The sequence below is a fragment of the Photorhabdus temperata genome, from assembly GCF_025384845.1.
In the GTDB taxonomy this organism is placed as follows: Bacteria; Pseudomonadota; Gammaproteobacteria; order Enterobacterales; family Enterobacteriaceae; genus Photorhabdus; species Photorhabdus temperata.
Map to the genome: position 1 here is coordinate 15,872 of NZ_JAJAFX010000064.1, position 14,157 is coordinate 30,028.

At 43.6% G+C, this 14,157-nt stretch carries 15 protein-coding genes and 1 tRNA gene; 5 read left to right on the top strand and 11 right to left on the bottom strand.

What is annotated here, in order from left to right; genetic code table 11:
* Positions 1-8: 8 nt before the first annotated feature.
* The 3 genes from LGZ99_RS19600 to fliZ all read left to right on the top strand — a co-directional run bounded on the left by LGZ99_RS19600 (position 9) and on the right by fliZ (position 2,608).
* Complete coding sequence (locus LGZ99_RS19600) at positions 9-1,085, top strand: flagellin FliC (RefSeq protein WP_036839689.1); 1,077 nt, start codon at positions 9-11, stop codon at positions 1,083-1,085.
* Between the two features lie 234 nt (positions 1,086-1,319).
* A complete protein-coding gene (locus tag LGZ99_RS19605) occupies positions 1,320-2,042 on the top strand; it encodes an RNA polymerase sigma factor FliA (protein ID WP_021324064.1) in 723 nt (240 codons plus the stop codon).
* Positions 2,043-2,095: 53 nt separating this feature from the next.
* Entirely contained in the window at positions 2,096-2,608 is a 513-nt protein-coding gene (gene fliZ, locus LGZ99_RS19610; protein ID WP_021324063.1) for a flagella biosynthesis regulatory protein FliZ, read from the top strand.
* 80 nt (positions 2,609-2,688) lie between these two features.
* On the opposite strand, the gene putA is transcribed toward fliZ, so the two are convergent.
* The gene (gene putA, locus LGZ99_RS19615; protein WP_036839691.1) at positions 2,689-6,669 is read right to left on the bottom strand and encodes a trifunctional transcriptional regulator/proline dehydrogenase/L-glutamate gamma-semialdehyde dehydrogenase; all 3,981 of its coding nucleotides are present in this window, start codon (positions 6,667-6,669) and stop codon (positions 2,689-2,691) included.
* Positions 6,670-7,155: 486 nt separating this feature from the next.
* Here putA and putP point away from each other — a divergent pair, with 486 nt between their 5' ends.
* The gene (putP, locus tag LGZ99_RS19620; protein WP_021324062.1) at positions 7,156-8,640 is read left to right on the top strand and encodes a sodium/proline symporter PutP; all 1,485 of its coding nucleotides are present in this window, start codon (positions 7,156-7,158) and stop codon (positions 8,638-8,640) included.
* 65 nt (positions 8,641-8,705) lie between these two features.
* Here the strand turns inward: putP and cycA are convergent, their stop codons facing one another.
* Complete coding sequence (cycA, locus tag LGZ99_RS19625; RefSeq protein ID WP_036839693.1) at positions 8,706-10,112, bottom strand: D-serine/D-alanine/glycine transporter; 1,407 nt, start codon at positions 10,110-10,112, stop codon at positions 8,706-8,708.
* A 251-nt stretch (positions 10,113-10,363) separates the two neighbouring features.
* Here cycA and LGZ99_RS19630 point away from each other — a divergent pair.
* A tRNA-Lys gene (locus LGZ99_RS19630) sits at positions 10,364-10,439 on the top strand.
* Positions 10,440-10,453: 14 nt separating this feature from the next.
* On the opposite strand, the gene LGZ99_RS19635 is transcribed toward LGZ99_RS19630, so the two are convergent.
* Genes LGZ99_RS19635 through LGZ99_RS19675 form a run of 9 tightly spaced genes read right to left on the bottom strand, consistent with a single transcriptional unit; the run spans position 10,454 to position 13,995 of the window.
* Complete coding sequence (locus LGZ99_RS19635) at positions 10,454-11,611, bottom strand: site-specific integrase (protein ID WP_262979481.1); 1,158 nt, start codon at positions 11,609-11,611, stop codon at positions 10,454-10,456.
* Positions 11,494-11,871: a helix-turn-helix domain-containing protein gene (locus tag LGZ99_RS19640; RefSeq protein WP_155806599.1), complete on the bottom strand. Its 378-nt coding sequence runs from the start codon at positions 11,869-11,871 to the stop codon at positions 11,494-11,496. Before LGZ99_RS19640 ends, LGZ99_RS19635 begins: the two co-directional genes overlap by 118 nt.
* Positions 11,834-12,061: a hypothetical protein gene (locus LGZ99_RS19645; RefSeq protein ID WP_262979477.1), complete on the bottom strand. Its 228-nt coding sequence runs from the start codon at positions 12,059-12,061 to the stop codon at positions 11,834-11,836. The genes LGZ99_RS19640 and LGZ99_RS19645 overlap by 38 nt, the downstream gene beginning before the upstream one ends.
* Complete coding sequence (locus tag LGZ99_RS19650; protein WP_262979478.1) at positions 12,054-12,314, bottom strand: hypothetical protein; 261 nt, start codon at positions 12,312-12,314, stop codon at positions 12,054-12,056. The genes LGZ99_RS19645 and LGZ99_RS19650 overlap by 8 nt, the downstream gene beginning before the upstream one ends.
* On the bottom strand, positions 12,301-12,852 hold the full coding sequence (locus tag LGZ99_RS19655) for a phage N-6-adenine-methyltransferase (RefSeq protein ID WP_262979479.1): 552 nt from the start codon (positions 12,850-12,852) through the stop codon (positions 12,301-12,303). The genes LGZ99_RS19650 and LGZ99_RS19655 overlap by 14 nt, the downstream gene beginning before the upstream one ends.
* Before the next feature lie 9 nt (positions 12,853-12,861).
* Positions 12,862-13,380: a hypothetical protein gene (locus LGZ99_RS19660; RefSeq protein ID WP_262979480.1), complete on the bottom strand. Its 519-nt coding sequence runs from the start codon at positions 13,378-13,380 to the stop codon at positions 12,862-12,864.
* Positions 13,373-13,636: a hypothetical protein gene (locus tag LGZ99_RS19665; RefSeq protein ID WP_155806703.1), complete on the bottom strand. Its 264-nt coding sequence runs from the start codon at positions 13,634-13,636 to the stop codon at positions 13,373-13,375. The genes LGZ99_RS19660 and LGZ99_RS19665 overlap by 8 nt, the downstream gene beginning before the upstream one ends.
* A complete protein-coding gene (locus LGZ99_RS19670) occupies positions 13,629-13,817 on the bottom strand; it encodes a DUF7167 family protein (RefSeq protein ID WP_023046478.1) in 189 nt (62 codons plus the stop codon). The genes LGZ99_RS19665 and LGZ99_RS19670 overlap by 8 nt, the downstream gene beginning before the upstream one ends.
* Positions 13,810-13,995, bottom strand: a complete 186-nt coding sequence (locus LGZ99_RS19675) for a hypothetical protein (RefSeq protein WP_021326037.1) — start codon at positions 13,993-13,995, stop codon at positions 13,810-13,812. The genes LGZ99_RS19670 and LGZ99_RS19675 overlap by 8 nt, the downstream gene beginning before the upstream one ends.
* Positions 13,996-14,157: the final 162 nt, after the last annotated feature.

The following is a 14,157-nucleotide window of genomic DNA, read 5'->3' on the forward strand; positions in this document are numbered from 1 at the left end:
CTATCACTATGGCACAAGTCATCAACACCAACAGCCTGTCCCTGCTGACTCAGAATAACCTGAACAAATCCCAGGGTGCTTTGGGTAACGCTATCGAGCGTCTGTCTTCTGGTCTGCGTATCAACAGCGCGAAGGATGACGCTGCTGGTCAAGCGATCGCTAACCGTTTCACTGCAAACGTTAAAGGTTTGTCTCAGGCAGCACGTAACGCTAACGACGGTATCTCTATTGCACAGACTACCGAAGGTGCTCTGAACGAAATCAATACCAACTTACAGCGTATCCGTGAATTAACGGTACAGGCGCAAAACGGCAGCAACTCTGAAAGCGATATTAACTCTATTAAGGACGAAGTGACTCAGCGTTTAGACGAGATTAATCGTATCTCTGAACAAACTCAATTTAATGGTGTTAATGTCCTAAGTAAAGATAGCAAATTGACCATCCAGGTTGGTGCTAACGATAATGAAACTATCACTATTAGTCTGGAACAAATCGACAAAGGCACAATGGGGCTGGACAAATTTAATGTTAATTCATTATTTGGAGTGCGTGTAGGCGATCCAGTTGGTAAGATTGACGTTCCAGGTAAACCCGACAAGGTTGATGTAAAACCAGTAACTGGTCTTGATAATGTTACAGATCCCAAAGTCGTTAAATCCAAAGATAAAGATGGTAAGGAAATTGAGGGCGAATACGTTGTAACCGGTAAAGATAAAGAAACTGGTGAAGACGTATATTATAAAGCCACTATTGACAATGAGGGTAACGTTCAGGTGACCGGTAAAACAAACCTGATTGACGATAATGCTAAGCCGTTAGGCGATTTAGACAATGCTCTGTCAAAGGTTGACAAACTGCGCAGCTCTTTGGGCGCTATCCAAAACCGTTTTGAATCTACCGTTAACAACCTGAACAACACCGTTAATAACCTGAGCGCTGCTCGTAGCCGTATCCAAGATGCTGACTACGCAACTGAAGTGTCTAACATGAGCCGTGGTCAAATTCTGCAACAAGCAGGTACTGCGGTTCTGGCTCAGGCTAACCAAGTGCCTCAGACTGTATTGTCTCTGCTGCGTAGCTAGGGCAATATGTGAACCTGATTCACATAAAAATTCAAATAAATCAAGGATCGGCTCGCCGGTCCTTCTTTTTTAGTCGTTTATCGTGAACAGCCTAAAATTTGTGTTACTATTAGGCGGGCAATAAATTTCGCATAGGTGAAAAAGAAGTGCTTTTACTACATTGTTCAAACGATTGCCCTTGTTAGGGGATTGGATAATGGTAGTTAGTCTCTTATTCCAAAGGTGTCTGTTGTTGTGAGCGATTTGTATACCGCCGAAGGCGTGATGGACAAAAACAGCCTCTGGAAGCGCTATGTACCATTAGTTCGCCATGAAGCGTTAAGGCTACAAGTTAGGTTACCCGCGTGTGTGGAGCTGGATGATCTGCTTCAGGCCGGGGGAATCGGCTTACTAAATGCGGTGGAACGTTTTGATTCCTTACAGGGAACCGCGTTTACCACTTATGCGGTACAGCGCATCAGAGGTGCAATGTTGGATGAGTTAAGGAGTCGCGATTGGGCTCCGCGTAGTGTGCGACGTAATGCGCGCGAAGTGACGCAAACCATCCGTAAACTTGAGCAAGACTTAGGCCGTCCAGCCAGTGAGCAGGAAGTTGCTAAAGAATTAAAGATTGATCTGGTAGAATATCGGCAGATACTGTTAGATACGAATAACAGTCAGTTGTTTTCGTATGACGAATGGCATGAAATGCATGGTGAAAGCTGTGAGCCTACGATTGAAGAAGGGCATGAAACCAATCCCTTACAACAATTACTGGAAAGTGATGTTCGTCAGCGGGTAATTGATGCTATTGATTCGTTACCTGAGCGAGAAAAAATGGTTCTGACGCTGTATTATCAGGAAGAACTTAATCTGAAAGAGATTGGCGCAGTACTTGAAGTCGGGGAGTCCCGCATAAGTCAGTTACACAGTCAGGCGATTAAACGTCTGCGGGCTCGCTTAAATCCGGAAAAGTAACTTTTTGCTTATTTTGTTTTTTGTTTAAGACTACACACAGGGCTTTATCTCTTATGTCTGTTACAACACAAAAGAAACGGCCGCTCAGCCGTTACATTAAAGACTACAAACATAGTCAAACTCATTGCTTGCATTGTCACAAAGCTCTTGACCGCATCTCTTTGGTTTTTAACGGCCAGGTGATCAACAAAGAGTCTATCTCCGAAATGACGGAGTTGATTGATGACAAGACTTGGGATGAGCTGCAAGATAAATTTGTCGCGTTATGCCGTTTTTGCAGTGAGATTTATTGCAATAGCGAGACAGATTATTTTGACATCATGTCTTTCAAACAGTACCTGTTTGAACAAACTGAAATGAGTCATAGCACTATTCGTGAGTATGTGGTTCGTTTACGACGTTTGGATGAATTGCTCACTTCAAGCAATTACCCTGTAAAAGAGTTCACAACAGAGAAAATTCAGGAACAACTGAGTGAGAAACTGTCACAGTCAGCATTCAGTAACTACAACATTGCTTTGCGGAAGTATGAGCAGTACTTGAGCTGGCAGCAGGGCGGCCACTAAGCTGGAAGTATAAACAGCAAAGAGATGTTCAATTTCAGGGGAACACATTTTCAGTGTGTTCCCCTTCGCTTTATCTGGAATTAACCAATAGTCATCAGACTGGCATTGCCCCCTGCCGCGGCAGTGTTAATGCTCAGTGAACGTTCATGCAGCAGACGTTCTAACAGCAGGTTAGTTTCTCCACGGGCAAAACCTTGTACGGAGATGATGGCTCCTTTACGTTGGGCGATGTGTTCACAAACCTGACGGAGTTGATCAGAATCGCCGTGGTAAATAACAGCTTCAAATTCTGTCTCTTCACTCTGCCAATCCCGGATCAGGGTAATTGTTTTACGGACACTGTCCGGCAATTGACGGAACAGTTGTTGATGTATTTCATCATTTTGCCACAGTAACTGACAGCCAACAGACAATGTTGCTACCAGTTGGATCAATGTGTCTTGCTGATTATCCGCTAAACACAGTACCTGACCACGAGGTAACAGGGTGTAGGTATTGCGTTCACCTGTTGGTCCCGGCAGCAGTCGGGTTGTGCCACCTTGTGCCAGTAATTTGTATTGTTGAACCAACTGATTTAGTTCTTCATTGTGCTGAGTGGCAACCCATTCTGCCAGTGCGTCGAATGGCGCCATCAGCACTGAGCGGGCATGGGCATCCAGTGGGTACTCAACATCCTGACGTTCCAGTGTCTGATTAATGGCATTCTGAGGGCGGCAAGAGAGCAGGCGATACAGATAGAGCGGACCGCCCGCTTTTGGACCTGTACCGGATAAGCCTTCACCACCGAACGGTTGTACACCAACAACCGCGCCTACCATATTGCGGTTAACATACAGGTTACCCACTTTCGCTTTAGAGGTGACTTGTACAATAGTTTCATCAATACGGGTATGTACGCCCAGTGTCAGGCCATAGTTGGAATTGTTTATCTGATCCAGCAACTTATCCAGCTCATTGCGTTTAAAACGGACAACATGCAGAACCGGGCCGAAGATCTCTTGTTTCAATTCATCAAAACTTTCCAGTTCAATCAGTGTCGGTTTAACGAAAGTACCTTGCTCCCACTCTTTACTGTCAGTCACATTGTCTTGCGCTGCTTGATAAATCGCGCGTCCTTTGGTGCGCATTGCCTGAATATGACGATCAATACCGGCTTTGGCTTCAGCGTCAATGACCGGGCCGATATCAGTAGAAAGGCGTTCAGGATTACCCATCCGGCATTCAGACATTGCGCCTTTCAACATAGTGATGGTGCGTTCTGCCACATCATCCTGAATACAGAGGATGCGCAAGGCTGAACAGCGTTGACCTGCACTGTCAAAAGCCGAGGCGACCACATCAGTAACGACTTGCTCTGTGAGAGCGGAAGAGTCGACAATCATTGCGTTCAGGCCACCGGTTTCTGCAATGAGCGGGGTTGGACGCCCTTGTGCGTCAAGCCGTCCGGCAATGTTACGTTGTAACAGGCCAGCCACTTCAGTGGAGCCGGTAAACATCACGCCACGTACTCTTTCATCACCCACTAAAAGCGAACCAATGGTTTCACCCCGGCCAGGTAATAATTGCAGTACATCATGGGGAATTCCGGCCTGATGCAATATTTTGACTGCTGTCGCTGCAATTAATGGGGTCTGCTCCGCCGGTTTCGCCAACACACTGTTACCGGCAGCCAACGCAGCCGCTATTTGTCCGGTAAAAATGGCTAATGGGAAGTTCCATGGGCTAATACACACAACGGGCCCCAGTGGGCGGTGGGTGTCATTAGCGAAATCATGGCGGACTTGTCCTGCATAATAGTGGAGGAAATCTACCGCTTCGCGTACCTCAGCAATCGCATTATTAAAGGTTTTTCCGGCTTCCCGAGCCAGAATACCCAACAGCGGCTGCATCTGGCTTTCCATCAATTCAGCAGCGCGAACCAGAATGGCTGCCCGCTCTGATGGTGGAGTTGCAAACCAGATTGCTCCGGCTTCTGTTGCGGCATCCAGAGCATGAGCGACTTCTTGTTCAGTTGTTTCACGAACATGACCGACGATATCCAGTGGCGCGGCAGGGTTAATGACAGGCTTGGCAGCAGGTAGCTCACCTTGATGGCAATAATTGCCACCCAGCAGTGGTTCACTGTACCGTTCTTCCGTAGAAGAGCTGAGCAAAGCACTGGAAAGGGAAGCCAGTCGATGTTCGTTGGAAAGATCCAGACCGGCTGAGTTTGCGCGATCTTTGCCATACAGATCATGAGGAAGAGGGATTTTCGGATGTGGAAGACCGATTTGCCCTTCGGTTTCGGCTATCTTTTGAACTTTTTTCACCGGATCAGCAACAAGTTCATCTAGTGGCAACGTGGTATCGGCAATACGGTTGACGAAGGAGGTGTTAGCACCATTCTCCAGCAGACGACGGACCAGATAGGCCAATAGTGTTTCGTGAGTGCCTACCGGTGCGTAAATACGGCATGGGCGGTTTAATTTTCCATCAGCAATTTTCCCGACCACTTGTTCATACAGTGGTTCTCCCATGCCATGCAGGCATTGGAACTCATATTGACCTGGGTAATAGTTTTGACCGGCCAGATGATAAACAGCAGATAAAGTATGAGCGTTATGAGTCGCGAACTGAGGGTAGATCAGGTTTGGTACTGACAATAGTTTGCGGGCGCAAGCCAGATAGGAAACGTCGGTATAAACTTTGCGGGTGTAAACCGGATAGCCTTCCAGCCCATCTATTTGCGCACGTTTAATTTCACTATCCCAATAAGCGCCTTTTACCAGTCGCACCATTAAACGACGACGGCTGCGCTGGGCTAAATCAACTATTGCATCGATAACAAATGGACAGCGTTTTTGATAAGCCTGAATAACGAAACCGATGCCATTCCAGCCAGCCAATTGTGGTTCGAAACAGAGTTTTTCCAGCAAGTCGAGGGAGATTTCCAGACGATCGGCTTCTTCTGCATCAATATTGATGCCGATATCATATTGGCGGGCTTGTAATGTCAGGGAAAGCAGGTGCGGATACAGCTCGCTCATGACTCGTTCATATTGAGCACGGCTATAACGTGGATGCAGGGCAGAGAGCTTGATAGAAATCCCAGGTCCTTCATAGATACCGCGGCCGTTGGATGCCTTACCGATAGCATGAATTGCTTGTTGGTAGGAAACCATATAATTCTGAGCATCTTCCTCAGTTAAGGCGGCTTCACCCAGCATGTCATAGGAGTAGCGGAACCCTTTTTCTTCCAGCTTACGTGCGCTTGCCAATGCCTGAGCGATAGTTTCACCTGTTACAAACTGCTCACCCATCAGGCGCATCGCCATATCTACGCCTTTACGGACTAATGGCTCACCGCTTTTACTGATAATGCGATTCAGTGAATTGGAAAGCTTGGCTTCGTTGTGGGTAGAAACCAGTTTACCGGTAAACAGCAGGCCCCATGTTGCTGCGTTGACAAACATGGATGAACTTTGACCCAAATGGGAATGCCAGTTGCCATTGCTGATTTTATCGCGGATCAGCGCGTCACGGGTGGCTTTATCTGGAATACGGAGCAGGGCTTCCGCGAGACACATCAGGGCAACGCCTTCCTGAGATGACAATGAAAACTCCTGCAACAACCCTTGAACCAAACCAGAACGCCCAACACTGTTTTTCTGGTTACGCAATTTTTCTGCAATGCTGTAAGCCAGCTTATGCGTTGCTTGTGCCTGATCTTCCGGTAATTGCGCCTGTTGCAGCAACATTGGCACTGCCTGTGTTTCCGGCAGGCGATAACCAGCGGTGATTGCAGAACGTTTTACTGATTGAGGCAGGATATGTTCTGCAAAGTCGAGGAAAGGTTGATGAGAAGAGTCGATGACAGTTTCTTCTGTGGTTATCTTCTCTTCTTTAAGATCCTGACTGGCAGATAGCTCCGTGATCTGCTCATCATTTTCAAGACGCTCAAGGTAATTGAAAATAGCTTGTTTAATCAGCCAGTGTGGAGTGCGGTCAATCCGCAGTGCAGCGGCTTTAATGCGATCCCGAGTTGCCTCATCAAGCTTCACGCCCATTGTTGTACTACCCATCCTCGCTCCTCAATAGGTAAGGTTTATCTAAGTTACATGATAATATCCGACATGTTGCAACTTTGTGCAACCTTATGTGTATTGCTTGTTTGATTTTTGTGGAATTAATCCAGTTATTATAATTAAGAGAGGGTATTTATTTTTGTAACTTTATCTAATTGATATATATTGGTTCGGCATTTTATGGCTAATACCAGTGGGGTAACCATGAAACGGTTAAAAAGTATAACCTTTAAATCAAATAAATGTGATTCAGCAAACGTTTCTTGTAAAAAATGGCGTTAATTAGTTGTTAAATTACCTGATGCTAATCTAGGATTCATTGTGACTTTCTAATTTGTTACAAAAATAATTATTTCAATTTAAAATTATAAACCATCTTTAGGTGCAATCAGGTGCAACGTTCCTGAACCTGACAGGGAAAACTCTGTGTCCCCAGGAGAACTGCGGCTTTGCAAAACACAGATAACACTATGGAGAACCTGCATGACAGTAAATACACCAATGCTAATCACCTTTATTGTCTACATTACTGGAATGTTGTTGATAGGCTTTTTGGCTTATCGCTCAACCAAAAATTTTGATGACTATATCTTGGGAGGAAGGCGATTAGGTAGCGTGGTAACGGCTTTGTCTGCCGGTGCTTCGGATATGAGTGGCTGGCTATTAATGGGTTTGCCTGGCGTAGTTTATTTCGCTGGGGTTTCAGAAAGTTGGATAGCGATTGGCCTTGCTTTAGGTGCTTACCTGAACTGGAAATTAGTTGCGGGCAGGTTACGGATCCAGACGGAAGTCAATAACAATGCGCTGACGCTACCCGATTATTTCACCAGTCGTTTTGAAGATAGCAGTAAGATCCTGCGCATTATTTCCGCACTGGTTATCCTGATCTTCTTTACTATTTATTGTGCTTCTGGCGCTGTTGCCGGAGGATTGTTATTTGAAAGCACTTTCGGTATCAGTTATCAGAAAGCCATGTGGCTTGGCGCCGCGGCAACGATTGCCTATACATTCCTCGGTGGCTTCCTGGCTGTCAGCTGGACGGATACTGTCCAGGCTTCGTTAATGATCTTCGCTCTTATCCTGACCCCGATTATCGTTATTTTCTCTATCGGCGGCATTGATACTTCTATTGCTTTGATAGCAGCGAAAAACCCCGCTTATCTGGATATGTTTAAGGGGTTGAATTTTGTCGCTATTATCTCGCTATTGGGTTGGGGATTAGGTTATTTTGGTCAGCCGCATATTTTGGCGCGTTTTATGGCGGCAGATTCCCATCACACTGTCCGTAAAGCTCGTCGCATCAGTATGACCTGGATGGTGTTATGCCTGGCAGGAACGATTTCTGTCGGTTTCTTTGGTATTGCTTATTTTGAAATGCATCCTGACCTGGCTGGTCCGGTCACTGCCAATCGTGAGCGTATCTTTATGGAACTGGCAGTTGTTCTGTTTAATCCGTGGATAGCGGGCATTTTATTGTCGGCGATTCTGGCTGCGGTGATGAGTACTCTTAGTTGCCAGTTGCTAGTATGTGCGAGTGCATTGACTGAAGATCTTTATAAGCCTTTTATTCGCAAATCCGCCAGCCAGAAAGAGCTGGTATGGGTGGGGCGTTTCATGGTGCTATTGGTGGCAGCCGTCGCTATGGTAATAGCAACTAATCCTGATAATAAAGTGCTGGCACTGGTAAGTAATGCCTGGGCTGGATTCGGCGCAGCGTTCGGTCCGGTGGTACTGATCTCTGTTGTCTGGAAGCGTATGACACGCAATGGCGCACTGGCGGGTATGTTGGTGGGTGCAATAACCGTATTGATGTGGATGAAGTACCAGTGGTTTGCGTTGTATGAAATTATCCCTGGTTTTATCTTTGCCTCTATTGCGATTGTCGTTGTGAGTCTGTTGGGTAAAGCACCAAGCAGAGAAGCACAACAGCGTTTTATTGATGCTGAAGCGCAATACAAGACTAAGTGATTTAAAGTAAAACCGAAAATTGTGAAGGCAAAATGCCTTCACATTAACCTTAACCTTTAAATAAGTTAGCTATATAAGCGGGTTCTACGTCTTTTTACAATTTGAAAGCCAATAATTAACACCAGAAACCAGACAGGTGTGATGATTAATGCCTGGCGAGTATCATCCCGTAATGTGAGCAATACCAGAACAAATGCAAAAAATGCCAGACAGACCCACGACATAATAATCCCGAGTGGCATTTTATATATTGAAGCCTTATGTAATGCAGGGCGACGTTTCCGGTAAACCAGATATGAACACAGGATCATACTCCAGACAAACATAAACAGAATGGCTGAAACGGTTGTCACCAAGGTAAATACATGCATTACATCAGGAATTAAATAAATCAGCACCACACCGCAGGATAAACATAAACAGGTGAAAATTAATCCTGACGCGGGCACGGAACGGCGTGAAAGGCGGCTGAATTGCTGTGGTGCATCACCTTCTTTTGCCAGTCCAAACAGCATACGGCTGGTGGAGAAAACACCACTGTTTGCTGAAGATGCGGCGGACGTTAATACTACGAAATTCACGATACTTGCGGCAGCGGGTAAACCAATCAGAACGAACAGCTCAACAAAAGGGCTTTTGTCTGCAATGATTGAACGCCATGGTGTGACTGACATGATAATTATCAGTGCCAGCACGTAGAAGGTGATAATACGAACCGGGATAGCATTAATTGCTCTGGGAAGTGATTTCATTGGGTCTTTAGTTTCCGCGGCAGCGGTACCCACTAATTCAATTCCCACAAAGGCGAATATTGCTATCTGGAAGCCGGCAAAAAATCCACTTAACCCTGTTGGAAATAATCCACCATCATTCCATATATTTGCCAGTGAGGCGGTATGACCCGCAGGGGATTGAAAATGCATACCAATCAAAACCACGCCTATCATAATTAACGCGACAATGGCAACTATTTTTATCATGGCGAACCAGAATTCCATTTCGCCGAATAATTTCACTGTTGCCAGATTTAGGGCCAGCAATAGGGAAACGCAGAGCAGGGAAGTGATCCATTGCGGAAAATCGGGTTGCCAATAGCTGATATATGAGGTGATGGCGACGACATCGGCGATACCGGTAATGACCCAACAGAACCAGTAAGTCCAGCCGACAAAAAAACCAGCCCAAGGCCCCAGTAAATCTGCGGAAAAATCACTGAATGATTTATATTGCAGGTTCGAGAGCAGTAGTTCGCCCATTGCGCGCATAACGAAAAACAGCATGAAGCCGATAATCATATAAACGAATATAATCGATGGCCCGGCAAGAGAGATGGTTTTCCCTGATCCCATAAACAGGCCCGTGCCAATGGCGCCACCGATAGCAATAAGTTGTATATGCCGATTGCTTAGATTGCGTTGTAGTTGTGTTTCCCCGGTTTCAGTGGAAAGCGTAGAGTGTATTTTTTCTGCCATAATAAAAGTGTCCAATATTTTCTTAGGTAAATTGTTACGGCTCTTTAAGTGGCCTTATATGTGATGATGTTTGCGAAAAATATTGTGACACAGATTACTATAATAATAACAGCTTGATCTCACGTTAAAAACAAATTGGTTACAATTTAACTTATTAATACTCTTGGGATTGAATATGAATTATTCGTTTAGCAAAAAAGAGTAATAAGATATTGACGGCAGCTTTGTATAGGAGAATAATCGTTCACATTGGGTTGTTAGCTCAGTCGGCAGAGCAGTTGACTCTTAATCAATTGGTCCGGGGTTCGAGCCCCCGACAACCCACCAGTTAAATCAATTAGTTATCCGTTGCTTGCCTTATTATCAAGTCTTGCTTGGGACGTAGATGGGACGTGATTAATAAAAATTGAATCTATTTGTTTCGCGTGTTCGGTTAAATGATTGGGCGCTAAATGAGCATAGCGCCTTACCATCTCGATTGATTCCCATCCGCCCATTTCCTGTAATATAGATAATGGAACTCCTGATTGTACAAGCCAGCTAGCCCATGTGTGTCTTAAATCATGAAAGCGGAAATTCTCTATTCCTGATCTTTTCAATGCGGAATTCCACGCTTTATTATTATCGACACGCATTTTCCTTATTTTCGGGGTCATTGTTCCATCATTTCTAATTGCCTCTTTATTATGAACGAACACATATTTATGATGGTTTCCAATCTGATCGCGAAGTACATGACATGCAGTATCATTTAAAGCAACCCCAATTGCTTTTCCCGATTTACTGTCCTCTGGATTGATCCATGCTACTTTTCTTTGCATGTCAATTTGTTGCCACTCTAGGTTAATGATATTCGACCGTCTTAAGCCTGTAGCCAGTGCAAATCTAACGACTGATTTCAATGGTTCAGGACATTCAGATATCAATCTCATTGCTTCATGTGGCTCCAGCCATCGAATGCGTTTATTCTTTGGCTGGTTAACCTTTATTATTGGGGCTTTATCGAGCCACTTCCACTCTCTTTCAGCAGCTCTGAGAATAGATTTGATCAGAGCTAGGTGAGATGATTTTGTGGATTTTGATGCTGTCTTTGGTACATAGACAGGCATATCTTTACCCTTTCTTTTATTTGCTTCGCACTTTGATTGCCAATTTTCCAGATGTTTTCGATTCTGCATGTTACCCACAGCCGCATAAATTTTTGCTGATGTAATGTTCTTTATGAGATATCCAGAAAAATGTTCCAACCAGAAGCCAATCAGACTCTTATCAGTATCAAGAGACTTTTTGTCAGATTTATCTTCAAGCCATCTGATACAAGCCTCTTCAAACGTGACATCAGGATAATCACCGAGTTTATCTACCCTCCATAAATCAGCCCTTAGCTTGTCGTGCAATTCCTGCGCTTGCCGCTTGTCCTCAGTGACAAGAGATTGCTTAATTCTCTTGCCGCCTGGGATCGTGATGTCGGCGTACCAGGTCTTGTTTCTGCGGAATATTGACATTTGTTACCTTCCTTAGCGTCAACCGCGCTCACTTTTATAGTGTTGATCGGATTGTTTAATGCGGCAATGCAATTTTGTCTCGTGATGAGATAAGGTGATTGTTGTTTTGATGGGTCTTTTCTTGCTGCTATCAGCCTACCAGTTCGGATCCAGTTTCTTAATGTTGGTGGTGATACACCAACAAAGTCACACGCTTCATTAAATGTCAGAGGGTATCTATCCATTCTTACATTCCTTTTGCAAATTTCGAACATACTGAGAAAGCCAACCCTTCGGACTGGCTTTTTTCTTCTGATGTTCAGACATAATTAATTTAAACTGCGGTGTATATTTATCAAGAATAGCTGTTGCTGCTTTATCGTCGTATTTATCGAGAGCTGTCAGCTCGCTTAAGCATTCCCTTGCTATTTTTCGGCGTCCATTCTCAAGAACTTGGTCATTCATAGTTCGACGAGAGTTTCACGAGGGTTTCACGCCAGTCCATATTTTCTAAATCAACAATCGCAACTGGCGTGTAAAAAGGATTATCTCTAGACGCAAGCCATGCACATAAGTCTTTGCGCGGGCATTCGTCATATGCACATACAAGACCATCCTCGTCAGTTGCAAGATATTCTGTAGAGCCCAGCACTGTTAATTCAATCCCAAAGTAATCGACGGTCTTTGTTTCAATCTGAAGTGATTTAATAAGTTTCATGTGATTTTATTTCCTTTAATATGTTTGAGCCAATTTTAACTAATTGGCTTTTATCGATAGTTGTAAATGTACAGCGCGGTTTGATAAATGGACGCCAGATTAATAATAAGCTTCCTTTTGTATTTCCCTTCGCTGTCTTTCCGTTGCCAGCATTAATAAATGAAATGCGACCACCTGTTATTAATCTCACTTCATCAACGCTTTCAATAGCTAATTTAAACCAACCCACAGATGTGTCTGCCGGGACTAACATAACGACCGACTGATTTTGCTTCCTGCATTGTTCAGCAGCTTTTAATATCCACGGTGTAATGTCAGAGTAGGGCGGATTACACCAGATTGCTCCATAGCTTATCCACTCGCATTCAAGAGCATTATCTCGTTCCGTGAGATAATGAGCGCATAGAGTATTTTGATAATCGGCGGCGGCATCTAAATAAAAGCCAAATTCTATGTCTAACGCTGTGAATATCTCAATCGGGGTTTGCCATTTATCACGTAATTCCTTCGGTGTATTACTGCCTCGGAAGTCTACCATATTTTCTCGTTATTTATTGGGGTGATATAAGAGAGCTAAGTATCTCGTTTCATCCGATTTCGGCAATTCTGTATATATCTTGCCTGTCAAAATATCCTGCCACGCAACAGGCTCCATCTCTTTATATGCTTTCAGCTCTTCTGCTACTGATAATAACTTATGGAACAATACAGATATTAACTCATTCTTGCTATCAGCTAATTTATGCCAATCATCATCATCATTACAAAATGCCCTTATCAGAGATTCATATTCAGCGAGTTTCTTTTTCAGCTCTGCATTATGACATTCACTATCGATAAGATTATTGTCAGCAATAGTTAATTTATCGCACAAGTGTTTAATTTCATTTGTTAAATCAATTAGCACGGCTGGATTACTGACTGCTTTCAGATAGTTAGATAAGTCATTGCTTCCCCAATCTTCAATGATTTCGCTTTTTACCCATGCAACATCTGCTTTGTAGTCTATAGCTTTACAGGCAAGACAATGCAGTTCATCAACAAGCTTCATTACGTTATCATTCATTATTCACCACTTTTTTAGTTGCAGAGAAAACTGGTTCAGATTCAAGACTAACAGTAAATATACCTAGACTTTTTCCATTAATATAAATTTCAAAGTCAATGGGCCAGTTTGATTCCCTCCCATCATTGTATTCATAGTAATCCTCTGCGGCATCTTCCGCTATATATGATTTATAGTATTCATGCCACCATGATTCAAATTCATAAGCATCATTTGGATATTTATCGCCACTTATTATATATTCGTATTTATTCATTTTCATCCTCATCTACCACCTCTACCCAAATATCGACGACATTAGATAGAGATTCATTAATTATTTGTTGCTGTTCTTCATCTGTCATTCCCCTCCATTCTGTTTCTGTTATATTCAGCTCTGTTTGACTCATAGAGCCGATCATATTTGTTTGAGCTTTAAGTATCATTTGTTTACTCATCATTTACCTCATCATTAATATTGATTTCATCAAGTGAGCAAAAAATTCCATCATCATCTGTGATTCCAAGCAAACCGAAGAATTCAACCACTTCATAATAATTTCCGATTGTGAATTTATATGCGTAGTCTGAAATCGGATTACAATACTGCAAAGTATCACCGATATTAATTGTCATTATTTATCTCCGGCGCGGTTGGGTAAATAAATTCAGCCCATGCTAATACTTGGATATTTTTATCTAATTCTTCATAGTAATAAGTGTAATCAGGATGATTATATTCTAAACACCAACAGACACTATGAATCCAGTCATATACATCATTTTGCGCCACCCATC